Raw genomic sequence first — 13,965 nt, forward strand, 5'->3', positions numbered from 1 at the left:
GCGGGGAGTCCAGAAAGCAGAGAAGAACTCATGGCAATCCGTAAGTACAAGCCGACTACCCCGGGCCGCCGCGGGTCGTCCGTCTCGGACTTCGCCGAGATCACCCGGTCGACCCCCGAGAAGTCGCTCATCCGCCCGCTGACCAAGAGCGGTGGCCGTAACGGCCACGGCCGGATCACCACCCGGCATCGCGGTGGCGGTCACAAGCGCGCCTACCGGCTGATCGACTTCCGCCGGCTGGACAAGGACGGCGTGCCGGCCAAGGTCGCTCATATCGAATACGACCCCAACCGCACCGCGAATATCGCGCTGCTGCACTACCTGGACGGCGAGAAGCGCTACATCATCGCGCCCAAGGGCATCGCGCAGGGCACGAAGATCGAGTCCGGTCCGACCGCGGATATCAAGCCCGGCAACAACCTGCCGCTGCGCAATATCCCGACCGGTACCACCATCCACGCGGTGGAGCTGCGTCCCGGCGGCGGCGCCAAGATGGCCCGCTCGGCCGGTGCCAGCATCCAGCTGCTGGGTAAGGAAGGCCCCTACGCCACGCTGCGTATGCCCTCCGGTGAGATCCGCCGCGTCGACGTGCGCTGCCGCGCCACCGTCGGCGAGGTCGGCAATGCCGAACAGTCGAACATCAACTGGGGCAAGGCCGGTCGTATGCGCTGGAAGGGTCGCCGCCCCACGGTCCGTGGTGTGGTCATGAACCCGGTCGACCACCCGCACGGTGGTGGTGAGGGCAAGACCTCCGGTGGTCGCCACCCGGTCTCGCCCTGGGGTCAGCCGGAAGGCCGCACCCGTAAGCCGAACCGTCCGAGCGACAAGCTCATCGTCCGTCGCCGTCGTACCGGCAAGAAGCGCTAAGGAGGAGGTAAGAAATGCCACGCAGCCTCAAGAAGGGCCCGTTCGTCGACGACCACCTCCAGGCGAAGGTGGACGTGCAGAACGACAAGGGCACCAAGCAGGTCATCAAGACCTGGTCGCGTCGTTCGACCATCACCCCCGATTTCATCGGTCACACCTTTGCCGTCCACGACGGCCGCAAGCACGTGCCGGTGTTCGTCTCGGAGAACATGGTCGGGCACAAGCTCGGTGAGTTCGCGCCGACCAGGACGTTCCGCAGCCACGTCAAGGAAGATCGGAAGAGCAAGCGGCGATGAGCACAGAAACGCAGAATCCGACTGCGCGCGCGACCGCCAAGCACGTGCGCGTGACCCCGATGAAGGCTCGCCGGGTCGTGGACCTGGTCCGCGGTAAGCGCGTCTCGGACGCGCTCGACCTGCTCCGGTTCGCCCCGCAGGCCGCCAGCGAGCCGGTCGCCAAGGTCGTGGCCAGTGCCGCGGCGAACGCCGAGAACAACCTCGGCCTCAACCCCGACACCCTGGTCATCTCGACGGCGTATGTCGACGAGGGCGCGACCATGAAGCGTTTCCAGCCGCGCGCCCAGGGTCGCGCGTTCCGGATCCGCAAGCGCACCAGCCACATCACCATCGAGGTCGAGAGCGTCCCCACCGCCGGTGGCACTCGTGGCCGCCGGAAGGGAGCGGCAAAGTAAATGGGACAGAAAATCAATCCCCATGGCTTCCGCCTCGGAATCACCACCGACTGGAAGTCTCGTTGGTACGCCGACAAGCAGTACTCGGACTACGTCAAGGAAGACGTCGCCATCCGGAAGCTGCTGAGCACCGGCATGGAACGGGCCGGTATCTCCAAGGTGGAGATCGAGCGCACCCGTGACCGGGTTCGCGTCGATATCCACACCGCGCGTCCGGGCATCGTCATCGGCCGCCGCGGCGCCGAGGCCGACCGCATTCGCGCCGAGCTGGAGAAGCTCACCGGCAAGCAGGTCCAGCTGAACATCCTCGAGGTCAAGAACCCCGAATCGGATGCCCAGCTGGTAGCCCAGGGTGTGGCCGAGCAGCTGTCCAACCGTGTGGCGTTCCGTCGCGCGATGCGTAAGGCCATCCAGTCGGCCATGCGTTCGCCGAACGTCAAGGGCATCCGTGTGCAGTGCTCGGGTCGCCTCGGTGGCGCCGAGATGTCGCGCTCGGAGTTCTACCGCGAAGGCCGCGTCCCGCTGCACACCCTGCGTGCCGATATCGATTACGGCCTGTACGAGGCCAAGACCACCTTCGGTCGTATCGGTGTCAAGGTCTGGATCTACAAGGGCGATATCGTCGGCGGCAAGCGTGAGCTGCCCGCCCCGAGCGCGCCGGCCGGGGATCGCCCGCGCCGGGAGCGCCCGAGCCGCCCGCGTCGTTCCGGTTCCTCCGGCACCACCGCGACCAGCACCGAGGCCGGGCGCGCCGCTACCGCGGTGGCCGAGCCCCCGGCAGAAAAGCAGGAGGGCTGACCAATGCTGATGCCCCGCAAGGTCAAGTTCCGTAAGCAGCATCACCCGAGCCGCAGCGGTCTCGCCAAGGGCGGCACCTCGGTGTCGTTCGGTGACTTCGGCATTCAGGCGCTGGAGCCGGCGTACGTGACCAACCGGCAGATCGAGTCGGCGCGTATCGCGATGACCCGCCACATCAAGCGTGGCGGCAAGATCTGGATCAACATCTACCCGGATCGCCCGCTCACCAAGAAGCCGGCCGAAACCCGCATGGGTTCCGGTAAGGGTTCGCCGGAGTGGTGGGTCGCGAACGTCAAGCCCGGCCGGGTGATGTTCGAGATGAGTTACCCCAATGAGGAGATCGCTCGTGAGGCGCTGCGCCGCGCGATGCACAAGCTCCCGATGAAGTGCAGGATCGTGACGAGGGAGGAGCAGTTCTGATGGCAACCGGTACCCCTGCCGCAGAGCTCCGCGAGCTGACCGAGGAGGAGCTCGTCTCCCGCCTGCGCGAATCGAAGGAAGAGCTGTTCAACCTGCGCTTCCAGATGGCGACCGGTCAGCTGACCAACAATCGCCGGCTGCGTGTGGTGCGTCACGAGATCGCGCGTATCTACACGGTCATGCGTGAGCGCGAGCTCGGTTTGGCCACCGGACCCGCTGACAAGGGAGATGCGGCATGAGCGAGAAAGAGCAGGAGCGCGGCCGCCGCAAGGTGCGGACCGGCTACGTCGTCTCCGACAAGATGAACAAGACGATCGTCGTCGAGTTGGAAGACCGTCACCGGCACGCTCTCTACGGCAAGATCATTCGCACCACCTCCAAGGTGAAGGCGCACGACGAGAACGAGACCGCCGGTGTCGGCGATCGCGTGCAGCTGATGGAGACCCGGCCCACCTCGGCCACCAAGCGGTGGCGGCTGATCGAGGTCCTGGAGAAGGCCAAGTAAGGTCGCTCTTCGGCTGCGAAGGTCGAAAACGTAAGGCCCGCTTCCCATTCGGGAGGCGGGCCTTCGTGCATCGTGCGGGGTACCGAGGCGTGCCTTCGGTGCTCGGTCAGCTGGTGGGGCTGGTCGCCTACGGGGCTCTCACCGGCCAGCAGGGTGGGTGACCGGGACCACGGTCAGCAAGCCGTCGAGAGATCGAAAATCTTTCGGGTTCACTGTGTAGAGCGGTATTCGTTGTGCCGATGCGATAGCGGCGATCATCAAATCGACTCGGCGTGGCTTGAGGTTGTGGCCGGAACCCAGGGCCGCGGCTACGAGATGGCCGTAGCGGCGGGCGGCCGTGGTATCGAAGGGGAGTGGGTCGAACTGTGCTTCTGCGTTTTGGAGCCGTTCGATGCGTTCAGCGCGTTCGACCGGGTTGTCGGTGAAATGCGGTCCTGCGGCCAGTTCGGCCATAGTGACCGTGCTGACCGCGATATCTTCGGGCACGTTCCTCGGGACTCAAACGGTTGATCAGAATCAGGACGTTGGTATCGACCAGACCCCGACGTGTTGCCGTCATTCGCTGGTGTCCTCGCTGAAGGCGCCACGTCGATGGGCGCGGTCGTACGGGTCGTACAGCGAGTCGTCGACGAACCGTTCGAGATCGGTGTGGGCGGCGTCGGTCGGCGACAGGTCACCGAAGGCTTCGAGGATTTCCGCGCGGGGTACCCAGACTCGACGCCTGGTATGGCGGTGCGGAACGAGGTCGGCCACCGGAGACCCGTCAACCGTGATTGTGTACGACTGGCCGGCTCCGACCTCCCGGAGGACCCGGCTCACCTCGTTGCGTAGTTCACGTTGCGGGATCTCGGAGAACTCTGCTGCCGAAGTCAATTGGCCATCCTAGCTCGCAGGCTACGGGGTTGCTACGGAGATACTACGGTTGCCGACCGGTATAAATCGCGAGCCCGCGAACTCATGTCGTAGAGACGCCGGTGACGATTCCGCGCCGGTATCGCTCGCCCCATGATTCGAGCAACTCCGCCACCGGCCGCAGGCTCACGCCGAGTTCGGTGAGGTCGTATTCGACCTTCGGTGGCACTTCGGCGTAGACCGTGCGACGGATCAGCCCGTCGGCTTCCAGTTCGCGGAGTTGGCGGGTGAGCATGCGCTGGGTGATGGTGGGCATGGCGCGGCGGAGTTCGCCGAAGCGCAGGGTGCCCTCGAAGAGATGGTTGACGATCGCCATCTTCCATTTGCCGCCCACCACTTCCATGGCGGCTTCGACGGTGCAGTATTCCGGTACGTCGTCGTGCATATGACCTCCATGGGTATACGTAATGTGCCTACCGCACAGAAAAGACTGTACTTGTACGAAGGGCCGGTAGCGCGGAATCTGTTCCCGAACCGGTTTCCGGCTAGTGCGAGGAGTTTCCGTGACCATTCATCCTGTTCTGTCCGAGGTGCGGATCGGTGCGCTGCGGTTGCGCAACCGCGCGGTCGTCGCGCCCATGTCGCGGGTGAGCACCGCAGGTGACGGCGTGCCCACCGACGCCATGGCGGAGTACTACGCGGGGTTCGCGGCGGGTGGGTTCGCGCTGATCACGACGGAGGGGGCCTATATCGACGCGGAGTTCAGCCAGGCGTATCCCGACCAGCCCGGCATCGTGACCGAGCGTCAGATCGAGGCGTGGCGGGTGGTTACCGACGCGGTGCACGCGGCGGGCGGGATGATCGCCGTGCAGTTGATGCATGCCGGTGCGCTCGTGCAGGGCAATCGTCATAGTGACCGGAGTATCGCGCCGTCGGCGGTGCAGCCGTTGGGGGCCAAGATGGCGGCGTACGGCGGGGAAGGCCCGTTCGCGATGCCCGAGGCGGCGACCCGCGCGGATATCCGCCGGATAGTGGACGGGTTCGGCGTGGCGGCCGAGCGGGCCCGGGCCGCCGGGTTCGACGCCGTGGAGATCCACGGGGCGAACGGGTACCTCATCGACCAGTTCCTCACCGACTACACCAATCAGCGGGACGACGAGTACGGCGGCGAACCGGCGCGGCGAGTGCGGTTCGCGGTGGAGGTGGTCCAAGCGGCACGGGCGGCGGTGGGGCCGCAATTCCCGGTGGGGCTGCGGCTTTCCCAGACCAAGGTCAACGATCTCGGCTATCGGTGGTCCGGGGCCGGGGAAGCCGAGACGATCTTCCGCGCGGTCGGCGCGGCGGGGGTCGACTATCTGCATCTCGCGAGCGAGGGCCGGGACTGGTACGACACCGCCGTCCTGGACTCCGGAGAAACCGTTACCCGGCTGGCCCGGACGATCACGGGGCTGCCCGTGATCGTCAACGGCGGTATGCACGCTCCCGAGCTCGCGCGGACGGTACTCGAAGAGGGACACGCGGATCTGGTGGCGCTCGGCCGCGGCGCGCTCGCGAACCCGGATTGGCCGCGGGTGATCGCGGCGGCGGCCCGACCGGCCGACTTCGATCGCGGAATGCTCTATCCGGTGGTGACACTAGCCGCTCAGCGCGCCTGGGCTCGAGCGCGGCGCGGGCAGGCCGCTGTGGTCGGATAGCGCAGTGGCGGCAACCGATGGGACGAACCCGGGGACGTGGGCCCGGCTGGCGGCCGGTGCGCTGTTCGTGCGCGCCGGTACCGGGGGCGATGAGGTGCTGCTGGTGCACAAGACGTACGGCATCGGCTGGGATATTCCGGGCGGTTATGTGGAACCGGGGGAATCTCCGGCGCAGGCCTGCCGGCGGGAGGTCGCCGAGGAACTCGGGCTCGATCGGTCGCCCGGTCGGTTACTGGTGCACGATTGGGCGCCGAACCCAGGGGAGGGGGACAAGGTTCTCTACGTGTTCGACGGCGGTGGGCTCGATGATCGGGGCATTGTCCTGCAAGCCGCGGAGCTCGACCGCTGGGAATGGGTGCGGGTGGATCGGCTGGATGAGCGTGTCGTGGCGCGGCTGAGTCGTCGACTGCGGTGTGCGCTGGTGGCCCGGTCGCGCGGGGTGACTCTGTATCTGGAGCGGGGCGTGGCCGCGCCGGAGGAACTCGCACCACCGGGTTGACCGCTGGTCACCGTGTGGGTTCCGGCACCCGAAATGTGATATGGGGGAGGGCGGTTGACGGGCCCCGGGTCCTCGGCGCTACGGTGTACGAGCTATGAGGGACGCTGCGACAACGATTTCGGGGGCCTGGCGGATCGACGACGGTACAGCGGTTACCTTCCGCGATGCCGCGGTGGCCTGGGCGATGGCCGCACATGAGGTGCTGGCCGAGACGGCGACGGAGTACGGATACTTCGTCACCGTGCAGGAACTCGCCGACCGGGTGCAGGAGATGTCCGGGGTGCATACCGATGCCCCGACCCGCACCTGGATGGACGCGATCCTGCGCAAAGTCGCCCGGCGCTGCCACAATGCGGGCGAGCCGCCGCTCACGGCCCTGTGTGTGAAACGCAATTTGAAAGTCAGCGACAGCTACAAGTATGTGCTGGAGCTGGCGGCGCTACCGGTGCCGGCCGATATCGAAACCCACGCCGCGTACGCCCGCTGGGCCTGCTACGCGGCCCACGGTGCCGATGTGCCCGCCGACGGTGGCACCCCGCCACTGATCCCACGCGGTGGTAACGCCCGGCGGACGGTCGCCACCACCCGGACAGCCACGACCGCGCACAAACCGGAAACCGGAGCCCGCACGGTGGTGTGCTCCAGCTGTTTCATCCAGCTCCCGGCCACCGGTATCTGCGAACACTGCTGATCCCGCGGCGCGGGCGGGCTCACGCCAGGGTCGTATGCCAGAGGAGCGCGGCGGTCAGGGCGCCGGCCCCGTTGACCGCCCAGTGCAGGGCGATGGGTGCCAGCAGGCTGCCGCTGCGGTGCCGTAGCCAGGTGAACACCACGGCGGCGGCGGCGGTCGCGGCGACGGCGATCAGTACTCCGCCGATCTGACCGGCCGCCCCGCCGCCGATCAGTTCGGCCAGTCCCCGGTTACCTGCGGTGAGTCCGAGAGACGAGGCGATATGCCAGAGCCCGAAGAGCAGGGACCCGGCCGCGAAGACACCCCGGGCGCCCCACGCCCGATCGAGGGTTCCGTGCAGGACCCCGCGGAAGGCGAGTTCTTCGGGGATCACGGTCTGCAGCGGGATCACGATCATCGAGGCGATGAGCGCGCCGGAGACGGTGGCGTAGCGGTCGGCCAGGAAGAACGGGCGGGTCAGCGGGAGCGCGGCCCCGATGACCACCGCCGCCAGCACCACCCCGACCGCGCCGAGTGCGTATTTGGTCCCGGTCCGCCAGTGCCGGGGTGACAGGCCCAGCTCCGACCAGTGCAGGCCGCGCCGGCGCATGAGCCCCAGCAGCACCAGGGCGGCGATCGGCACGCTCACGATATTCGCCCACGCGGTGGTGAAATGGGCGATCAGATTGGTGCAGGTGAGCACCACCACGACGACCGCGACATCGGCATAGGCGTGGACTCTGGCGCGCGGAGCAGCTGGTTCCTGGGTAACCGGGTGGAGCATTCGGCCCAGTGTACGGACGGGCGGAGGGCACGCGGTGCCGGCTCGAAGATGGCAGGCCGGGGTCCGGCGGTCCGGACCGGGATACCCTGGCCGGCCCGCTCGATGCCGGTCGTCGCAGCTCGGCGCGATCGGCGCCTCGGAATACTCAGGAACCGGGGGCCGGTTCCACGTCCCCGGCCCAGCCGTGCGGGTCGGTCCAGGCCTGCAGGCCGCGGCGGCTGTCGAAACGCCTGTTCTCGCCGGTCACCGGGTCGGTGAATTCGAGGGTGGCGGCCAGTAGCTGGAGCGGGCGAGTGAAATCGTCGACGGATTTATCGGTGATCAGCGGATAGAAATCGTCGCCGAGGATGGGGATGCCCAGTGAGTTCATGTGCAGGCGCAGCTGGTGGGTGCGGCCGGTCGCGGGGTGCAGTCGGTAGCGGGCGATATCGCCGCGCCGCTCGATGAGCTCGATCCGGGTCCGCGCGTTCGGCGCGCCGGGCACCTCCTGCGCGGCCAGGACGTGCTTTTCCTTGATGATGCGGCTTTCCAGGGACAGCGGGAAGATCAGCCCGCTACGGTACCCGGCCACGGCCTCGTATTCCTTGCGGACCCGCTGCCGCTGGAACAGCGTCTGGTAGGTGCCGCGGCGGGTCGGGTCGACCACGAACAACACGAGGCCGGCGGTGGCGCGGTCGAGACGATGCGCGGGGATCAGATCGGGCAGGTCGAGTTCACGGCGCAGTCGGACCAGGGCGGTCTGCAGGATATGACTGCCGCGTGGAATGGTGGCCAGGAAATGCGGTTTGTCGGCGACCAGGATGGTGTCGTCGCGATAGACGATCGGCAGGTCGAAGGGCACCGGTTTCTCATCGGGCAGATCGCGATGAAACCAGACCGCGCCCCCGGGCACGTAGGGCGCGTCGGGTGGGAGCGGGCCGGCCAGATCGACGATCTCACCGGCATGCAGCATTTCGTCGATGCGTGCGGGATCGACGCGGGGCAGCCGGTGGACCAGATGGTCGCGAACGGTCGCCCAGTCACCCTCGTCGGGCAGCCGCAAGCGGGCCGGATCCAGCCCGAACCGTTTCGGTAGCGGCGGCTGCTGCCTTCTTCTCACCGGTCGCAGCATAGTCCGCGCGGCGCGGGCGTCGGCCGGGCCGCCCGCGGCCGGTAATGGCGGTTACTTCCAGTAGCCCTGGGCTTTGATCTGCGTTTTCGGCAGTGCGTGGGTGGTCCGCAGACTTTTCACGATGGCGCGGGTGCTGGCGGTGTCGCAGGCGACCCAGGCGAAGGCGTCGGGGGCGACGGTGAGCTGTTCGGCCTGTTCGCGCATGGCGCGGCCGTCGTCGATGCGCTGGAGCCAGGTGACCTCGTGGTGCGGTTTGTTGCGGACCGGCAGGTCGGTGTCCGATTCGTACTGCCATTCCAGCCAGACGCGGGCTGGGACGTCGCCGATCGATTCGAGCAGTGTATTGATCGCCGGCAGCGAGGCGGAATCGCCGAAGATCACGTACTCACCGGGTGCGGTCGCGGGCAGTTCGAACTTGGAACCCAGTACCGAGGTTTCGATGACATCACCGACCCGGGCGCGTTCGGCCCACTGGCTGGCCGGTCCGCTGTGTACGGCGAACTCGATGTGGAAGTGGTCGTTGTCGGGGTCCTGGTCGATGAGGGTGTAACCGCGGTGGTGCAGTTTGTCGGTCTCGGCGTCGGGGATCCACAGGCGGATGAACTGCGTCGGGTGTACCGGGTGATCGGCGAGTAGACCCCCGGCGGTGAAACCGATGCGGACGTACTTGTCGGTGAGCCGCTCCGTGGAGGTGACGGTCAGCCGGTAGTCGTCGGCCCGCCACATCTTCAGCATTACGCCATTACTGCCTCTTCCCATGCAGGTTAGCTTAACCTAATTTTCAGTCGGGATCGGGGCTTCGGCGCGCGCCGAGGTGAAACGGTTATCGTGGTGGCGCACCGGCCGGCCGCCATCGCGCACGCCGATCGGATCCACTTCCTGGGTGGCGGCCGGGTCGTCGAACGCGGGACCCTGCCGAGCTACCGGGGCCGCTACGCCGACTTCTGGAACGAGCGGTCCGGGTCGGGGGTCGGCGGCTGGAACGGACTGTCGGATAAGCGGTTCGGGGGTGCGGGGAGCGGCGGCGAGGCCGTACGCGCGTTCCCGGGAACCGGCGTTTAGCTTAGCTAAGCAATTTATACGAGTGCGTGGTCTGGAGAATCGCACTCTCGGAATGTAAGGTAAACCTAAGCTTATACGTGACAGTGGTTCGGCAGCCGAGGCCGTACCGAGCAGTACGCAGGAGGTCGGATGACCGAACCGTTCGTGGTCGCCGCCTCCGCTGCCCGTAGCAGGAGGTGACTGATGACCGTCGTCGACGATATCAGGAGTGTCGAACCGCTGGCCGTGGCCGGCCCGACGGGCATCGAGCGCGAGCGAATGCTCGGGGAGTGGGCCACCGGCGTCGAACCCTATGATGTATCCGCACTGGTCACCGTGATCCGGCACGGTCATATGGTCCCCTCGGCCCGATCGGCGGCACGCTGCGCGGACGAGCAGCTCACCTACGGCGATCTATTCGACGACCTCGACCGGTTCCGCGGCGTGTACCGCTCCTCCGCGGTACCCACCGCCGCCGGTGTCGCCGCGCTGCTGAGCGAATTCGTCACCGCCTCCCGGATCGGCGTCGGCCGCTTCGGCCGGGCCGGCCTGCTGCTGGGGGTCGACGCTCTCGCGGTGGCCGTCGCCGACCGCCGCTGTGTGGCCGCCGACCGCCGGCTGCGGTGGTTCGATCCGGCGGCCCGGCCCGCGGATGTGCGGCTGCTGGCGCTGCCGTGGGACGATCCGCAGAACGCGGTGGACCTGCTGGCGGCGTGGTCGGCCGGGGCGTCGGTGGTGGTACCGACCGAGACCCAGCGTCGTGACCCGGCGCTGCTGGCCGGGCTGATCGAAACCCACGGGGTCACCCAGGTCGTCGCGGACGCCGAACTGCCGGTGTTGCTGATGGCCGAGGGGGTCGACCGGTTGCCGACCGTGGCCCGCTGGGATCTCGTCGGCACCTACGGCGGCTCGGCGCCGGCCGAAGCGGTGCGCTGCCTGTCGCCGGAGGCGGTGGCCACCGTCGCGTTCCATTCGGTCGCCTACCTCGGAGCGGTCTCCCGGGGGCCGCTCGCGCCGACCGGCTGGACCCGGCCGGTACCGGGGGCGAAGGTGCTGCCGCTCGACGAGGGCCGGTTGGTGCCGCCGGGCGTGGTGGGCGATATCCATGTGGGCGGGCGCGCGCTCGCCGCCGAACTGGCCGTCGGTCACCATCGGGAATGCTTCGTGGCCGATCCTTTCGAGCCCGGGGCCCGGTTGTTCCGGACCTCGCACCGCGGATGGTGGACGCCGGAAGGCCGGTTGATCATCGAATCGTGACCGGCCCGGCTACTGCCGGATCGATCGCCCCACGGCGAGAGCCTTCTCCTCGGGGGTGGAGGGCGACCCGGCCGGCGACCGAGTTGTCGCCACGGGTGTTGCGGGTCGGCCGGTGTGGCCGGCTCGCCGAGTCGGTGCCATCGCTCGTCGGCTCGGACCGCAGTCGGGTCGGCATCCGGGCCGCGGTGTCCTTTTCGCGAAACGACCCGAACCCGTCCTGGCTCGGCCGCCTTGGCCCCGGCTCGGTGACGCCGGTGCGAACAGTGTGGTCACCGTTCGAAGAACAGCGTCCGGACCTGCGGGTTCACGAACTCCCTGACTTAGGCAGCCGTTTCGCGGGCTCCTCCATGTAAGGTAAGCCTATGCGAAGTCGGGTGGATCGGATCGCGTCCACGTGCGATCGCCACCACGCCATCTGAGGCGCGACGCCATTGGGTTGTCGGGAAAGTTGGGAGAACCAGTGGACAGACTTCTGGTCGTCGGTGCAGGTCCGAAAGCCATGGCGGTAGCGGCCAAAGCGTATGTGCTGCGGGAGCTCGGATTGCCCGCGCCGCGGGTCACCGTCGTGGAACCGCATGCGGTGGGCGGGAACTGGCTGGCCGCGGGTGGCTGGACCGACGGCAGGCACCGGCTGGGCACGAGCCCGGAGAAGGATATCGGTTTTCCCTACCATTCGACCTGGGCCCGGGGGCGCAACCACGCGGTCAACGAGGCCATGATGGCGTTCGGGTGGACGGCTTTCCTGGTCGAGCGCGGCACCTATGCCGAATGGGTCGACCGGGGTCGGCCGAGCCCGGAACACAGTCTGTGGGCGAAATACCTGCAGTGGGTGGCGCGGCGGTCCGGTGTCGAGATCCTGGGCGGCCGGGTGCGGACCATTCGCGCCGACGGCGCGGGCTGGCGGGTCACGGTGGCCGAGGCCGAGGGGGCCGTCCTGGAGGCCGAAGCCGACCGGCTGATGATCACCGGACCGGGTGATAGTCGGCGCGCTCTCGCGCAGCACCCGAAAGTGCTGAGTATCGCGGATTTCTGGGATCTGGCCGGGCGGCGGCAGCTGCCGGTGTCCTCGCGGGCCGCGGTGATCGGCGGCGGCGAGACCGCCGGATCGGCCATGGACGAACTCGTCCGCCACGATGTGCTGACCGTTTCGGTGATCTCGCCCGGGGCGACCATCTACACGCGTGGCGAGAGTTATTTCGAGAACTCCCTGTTCAGTGATCCCGCGAAATGGCGGGCGCTGAGTATCGCCGAACGCCGGGATGTGGTGCGGCGTACCGACCGCGGGGTGTTCTCGGTGCGGGTGCAGGAATCGCTGCTCGCCGACAACCGGGTGCACCACCTGCAGGGCCGGGTGGTGCGGGTGGCCGATCAGGGTGACGGTGTCGCGCTGACGCTGCGCAACGAGTCCCGCCCCGATCAGTTGCACGCCTTCGACCTGGTGGTGGACGCGACGGGTGGTCAGCCGCTGTGGTTTCTGGACCTGTTCGACGAGGAGGCCGCCGATCTGCTCGAGCTGGCCGTCGGGGGGCCGCTCACGCAGGCGCGGATCGAGGCGGCGATCGATCACGATCTGTCGGTGGACGGATTGCCCGCGAAGTTGTACCTGCCGAATATGGCCGGCCTGGCACAGGGCCCGGGGTTCCCGAATCTCAGCTGCCTGGGCGAGCTTTCGGACCGGATTCTGGCGAACTCGCCCGCGGCACCGGCAGCGGCCGGTGTGCGGGCCGGTGCCCAACCGGCGGGCCTATGAAACTAGGCTAGGCTTGCCTTACTTTATCGGCTATATGGGGATGAGGTTGGTTCATGCGTATCGTCTCGTTCGGGTTCCAGACCTGGGGGCGAAAGACTCTGCAGGCGCTCATCGACTCCGAGCACGAGGTCGTGCTCGCGGTCACCCACCCCGCCAGTGCAGACTCCTACAAGGGGATCTGGTCGGATTCGGTGGAAGAGCTCGCCCGCGAACACGGTATTCCCGTCCATCTGACCGAGCGGGCCGACGCCGAGACCATCGACCTGGTCAAACGCGCCGAACCGGATGTCATCGTAGTGAACAGCTGGTACACCTGGATGCCGCCGGAGCTGTACACCATGCCCGCCCACGGCACCCTGAATCTGCACGATTCGCTGCTGCCGAAGTTCACCGGATTCTCACCGGTGCTGTGGGCGCTGATCAGCGGCGCCTCCGAATTCGGCCTGACGGTGCACCGGATGGACGAGCAACTCGACACCGGCGATATCCTCGTGCAGCATTCGCTGCCCATCGGTCCGCGTGCCACGGGTACCGAATTGGTGCTGGCCGGTATGGAACTCATCCCCGGCGCGGTGCACGAGGCGCTGGAAGCGCTCGCCTCCGGTACCGCGCAGTGGCGGCCGCAGGACAAGGCCGCGCGCACCTACTTCCACAAGCGGTCCGACCGCGACAGTCGTATCGATTGGACCTGGCCCGCGGTGGATCTGGAGCGATTGGTGCGGGCCCTGTCGGCGCCGTACCCGCGCGCGTTCGGCTACTACCGGGGCGAGCGGGTCGAGGTACTGGCGGCCGCGGTGTCCGCGGCCCGATACGGCGGCACCCCGGGCCGGGTCATCGTGCAGGAGAACGGCGGTGTCGTGGTGTGTGGGCCAGACGCCCATCGCGGTGACAACCACGGCCTGCTGATCACCCGGGTCCGGACCGCCGACGGAACCGAACACAGCGGCGCCGAATTCTTCCGGCGCGGCGGATATCTGACCGACACACCGCAATGACCCGGCCGGCCGGCGCCTCCACGCCGGCCGC

20 protein-coding genes are annotated in these 13,965 nt (G+C 67.8%); 14 read left to right on the forward strand and 6 right to left on the reverse strand.

Translation table 11 applies throughout. From position 1 onward, the window contains the following. The first annotated feature begins 30 nt into the window (after window positions 1-30). Genes rplB through rpsQ form a run of 7 tightly spaced genes read left to right on the forward strand, consistent with a single transcriptional unit; the run spans window position 31 to window position 3,281 of the window. Window positions 31-867, forward strand: coding sequence for a 50S ribosomal protein L2 (rplB, locus tag ACQPYS_RS03350; RefSeq protein ID WP_063035577.1), 837 nt, complete (start codon window positions 31-33; stop codon window positions 865-867). Between the two features lie 14 nt (window positions 868-881). Continuing rightward, the gene (gene rpsS / locus ACQPYS_RS03355; protein WP_030522695.1) at window positions 882-1,163 is read left to right on the forward strand and encodes a 30S ribosomal protein S19; all 282 of its coding nucleotides are present in this window, start codon (window positions 882-884) and stop codon (window positions 1,161-1,163) included. Next, window positions 1,160-1,558, forward strand: a complete 399-nt coding sequence (gene rplV, locus ACQPYS_RS03360; protein ID WP_039822432.1) for a 50S ribosomal protein L22 — start codon at window positions 1,160-1,162, stop codon at window positions 1,556-1,558. The genes rpsS and rplV overlap by 4 nt, the downstream gene beginning before the upstream one ends. Then, window positions 1,559-2,356 (forward strand): 30S ribosomal protein S3, encoded by a 798-nt coding sequence (rpsC, locus tag ACQPYS_RS03365; RefSeq protein WP_063035578.1) that lies wholly within the window; start codon window positions 1,559-1,561, stop codon window positions 2,354-2,356. It abuts the gene before it with no gap. Window positions 2,357-2,359: 3 nt separating this feature from the next. Further along, on the forward strand, window positions 2,360-2,776 hold the full coding sequence (rplP, locus tag ACQPYS_RS03370; protein ID WP_039822434.1) for a 50S ribosomal protein L16: 417 nt from the start codon (window positions 2,360-2,362) through the stop codon (window positions 2,774-2,776). Then, window positions 2,776-3,015, forward strand: a complete 240-nt coding sequence (gene rpmC / locus ACQPYS_RS03375) for a 50S ribosomal protein L29 (RefSeq protein WP_039822435.1) — start codon at window positions 2,776-2,778, stop codon at window positions 3,013-3,015. Before rplP ends, rpmC begins: the two co-directional genes overlap by 1 nt. Further along, window positions 3,012-3,281 carry a 30S ribosomal protein S17 gene (gene rpsQ / locus ACQPYS_RS03380; protein ID WP_063035579.1) on the forward strand — a complete coding sequence of 90 codons (270 nt, stop codon included), beginning with the start codon at window positions 3,012-3,014 and terminating at the stop codon, window positions 3,279-3,281. The genes rpmC and rpsQ overlap by 4 nt, the downstream gene beginning before the upstream one ends. Window positions 3,282-3,419: 138 nt before the next feature. Here the strand turns inward: rpsQ and ACQPYS_RS03385 are convergent, their stop codons facing one another. The 3 genes from ACQPYS_RS03385 to ACQPYS_RS03395 form a co-directional block, all read right to left on the reverse strand. Next, window positions 3,420-3,767 (reverse strand): type II toxin-antitoxin system VapC family toxin, encoded by a 348-nt coding sequence (locus tag ACQPYS_RS03385; RefSeq protein ID WP_433491667.1) that lies wholly within the window; start codon window positions 3,765-3,767, stop codon window positions 3,420-3,422. A gap of 69 nt (window positions 3,768-3,836) precedes the next feature. After that, on the reverse strand, window positions 3,837-4,154 hold the full coding sequence (locus ACQPYS_RS03390; protein ID WP_433491668.1) for a type II toxin-antitoxin system Phd/YefM family antitoxin: 318 nt from the start codon (window positions 4,152-4,154) through the stop codon (window positions 3,837-3,839). Window positions 4,155-4,236: 82 nt separating this feature from the next. After that, window positions 4,237-4,578, reverse strand: a complete 342-nt coding sequence (locus ACQPYS_RS03395; protein WP_063035582.1) for a winged helix-turn-helix transcriptional regulator — start codon at window positions 4,576-4,578, stop codon at window positions 4,237-4,239. Window positions 4,579-4,696: 118 nt separating this feature from the next. Here ACQPYS_RS03395 and ACQPYS_RS03400 point away from each other — a divergent pair, with 118 nt between their 5' ends. From ACQPYS_RS03400 to ACQPYS_RS03410, 3 genes are all read left to right on the forward strand, one after another. Beyond that, complete coding sequence (locus ACQPYS_RS03400) at window positions 4,697-5,827, forward strand: tRNA-dihydrouridine synthase (RefSeq protein ID WP_433491669.1); 1,131 nt, start codon at window positions 4,697-4,699, stop codon at window positions 5,825-5,827. A gap of 4 nt (window positions 5,828-5,831) precedes the next feature. Beyond that, window positions 5,832-6,326, forward strand: coding sequence for an NUDIX domain-containing protein (locus tag ACQPYS_RS03405; RefSeq protein WP_433491670.1), 495 nt, complete (start codon window positions 5,832-5,834; stop codon window positions 6,324-6,326). A 94-nt stretch (window positions 6,327-6,420) separates the two neighbouring features. Beyond that, window positions 6,421-7,017 carry a hypothetical protein gene (locus tag ACQPYS_RS03410; RefSeq protein ID WP_245664489.1) on the forward strand — a complete coding sequence of 199 codons (597 nt, stop codon included), beginning with the start codon at window positions 6,421-6,423 and terminating at the stop codon, window positions 7,015-7,017. A 19-nt stretch (window positions 7,018-7,036) separates the two neighbouring features. Here the strand turns inward: ACQPYS_RS03410 and ACQPYS_RS03415 are convergent, their stop codons facing one another. From ACQPYS_RS03415 to ACQPYS_RS03425, 3 genes are all read right to left on the reverse strand, one after another. Further along, window positions 7,037-7,780, reverse strand: coding sequence for a CPBP family intramembrane glutamic endopeptidase (locus ACQPYS_RS03415; protein ID WP_431940870.1), 744 nt, complete (start codon window positions 7,778-7,780; stop codon window positions 7,037-7,039). Window positions 7,781-7,925: 145 nt separating this feature from the next. Next, a complete protein-coding gene (locus tag ACQPYS_RS03420; RefSeq protein ID WP_063035706.1) occupies window positions 7,926-8,879 on the reverse strand; it encodes a pseudouridine synthase in 954 nt (317 codons plus the stop codon). A 63-nt stretch (window positions 8,880-8,942) separates the two neighbouring features. Beyond that, the gene (locus tag ACQPYS_RS03425; RefSeq protein WP_431940872.1) at window positions 8,943-9,650 is read right to left on the reverse strand and encodes a siderophore-interacting protein; all 708 of its coding nucleotides are present in this window, start codon (window positions 9,648-9,650) and stop codon (window positions 8,943-8,945) included. Window positions 9,651-9,719: 69 nt separating this feature from the next. On the opposite strand from ACQPYS_RS03425, the gene ACQPYS_RS03430 reads away from it, so the two are divergent. The 4 genes from ACQPYS_RS03430 (at window position 9,720) to ACQPYS_RS03445 (ending at window position 13,934) form a co-directional block, all read left to right on the forward strand. Further along, complete coding sequence (locus tag ACQPYS_RS03430; RefSeq protein ID WP_433491671.1) at window positions 9,720-9,953, forward strand: hypothetical protein; 234 nt, start codon at window positions 9,720-9,722, stop codon at window positions 9,951-9,953. Between the two features lie 183 nt (window positions 9,954-10,136). Then, window positions 10,137-11,189, forward strand: a complete 1,053-nt coding sequence (locus ACQPYS_RS03435) for a hypothetical protein (RefSeq protein ID WP_433491672.1) — start codon at window positions 10,137-10,139, stop codon at window positions 11,187-11,189. A gap of 460 nt (window positions 11,190-11,649) precedes the next feature. Next, on the forward strand, window positions 11,650-12,939 hold the full coding sequence (locus ACQPYS_RS03440) for a SidA/IucD/PvdA family monooxygenase (protein ID WP_433491673.1): 1,290 nt from the start codon (window positions 11,650-11,652) through the stop codon (window positions 12,937-12,939). 53 nt (window positions 12,940-12,992) lie between these two features. After that, complete coding sequence (locus ACQPYS_RS03445; protein ID WP_433491674.1) at window positions 12,993-13,934, forward strand: methionyl-tRNA formyltransferase; 942 nt, start codon at window positions 12,993-12,995, stop codon at window positions 13,932-13,934. The last annotated feature ends 31 nt before the right edge of the window (window positions 13,935-13,965 follow it).

The organism is Nocardia grenadensis, assembly GCF_050942415.1.
Taxonomy (GTDB): domain Bacteria; phylum Actinomycetota; class Actinomycetes; order Mycobacteriales; family Mycobacteriaceae; genus Nocardia; species Nocardia grenadensis.

What these genes read in the sequence shown, in the direction of transcription:
- rplB (WP_063035577.1), top strand. Translation starts at nt 31, where the DNA reads ATGGCAATCCGTAAGTACAAGCCGACTACCCCGGGCCGCCGCGGGTCG.
- rpsS (WP_030522695.1), top strand. Translation starts at nt 882, where the DNA reads ATGCCACGCAGCCTCAAGAAGGGCCCGTTCGTCGACGACCACCTCCAG.
- rplV (WP_039822432.1), top strand. Translation starts at nt 1,160, where the DNA reads ATGAGCACAGAAACGCAGAATCCGACTGCGCGCGCGACCGCCAAGCAC.
- rpsC (WP_063035578.1), top strand. Translation starts at nt 1,559, where the DNA reads ATGGGACAGAAAATCAATCCCCATGGCTTCCGCCTCGGAATCACCACC.
- rplP (WP_039822434.1), top strand. Translation starts at nt 2,360, where the DNA reads ATGCTGATGCCCCGCAAGGTCAAGTTCCGTAAGCAGCATCACCCGAGC.
- rpmC (WP_039822435.1), top strand. Translation starts at nt 2,776, where the DNA reads ATGGCAACCGGTACCCCTGCCGCAGAGCTCCGCGAGCTGACCGAGGAG.
- rpsQ (WP_063035579.1), top strand. Translation starts at nt 3,012, where the DNA reads ATGAGCGAGAAAGAGCAGGAGCGCGGCCGCCGCAAGGTGCGGACCGGC.
- ACQPYS_RS03395 (WP_063035582.1), bottom strand. Translation starts at nt 4,578, where the DNA reads ATGCACGACGACGTACCGGAATACTGCACCGTCGAAGCCGCCATGGAA.
- ACQPYS_RS03410 (WP_245664489.1), top strand. Translation starts at nt 6,421, where the DNA reads ATGAGGGACGCTGCGACAACGATTTCGGGGGCCTGGCGGATCGACGAC.
- ACQPYS_RS03415 (WP_431940870.1), bottom strand. Translation starts at nt 7,780, where the DNA reads ATGCTCCACCCGGTTACCCAGGAACCAGCTGCTCCGCGCGCCAGAGTC.
- ACQPYS_RS03425 (WP_431940872.1), bottom strand. Translation starts at nt 9,650, where the DNA reads ATGGGAAGAGGCAGTAATGGCGTAATGCTGAAGATGTGGCGGGCCGAC.
- ACQPYS_RS03435 (WP_433491672.1), top strand. Translation starts at nt 10,137, where the DNA reads ATGACCGTCGTCGACGATATCAGGAGTGTCGAACCGCTGGCCGTGGCC.
- ACQPYS_RS03445 (WP_433491674.1), top strand. Translation starts at nt 12,993, where the DNA reads ATGCGTATCGTCTCGTTCGGGTTCCAGACCTGGGGGCGAAAGACTCTG.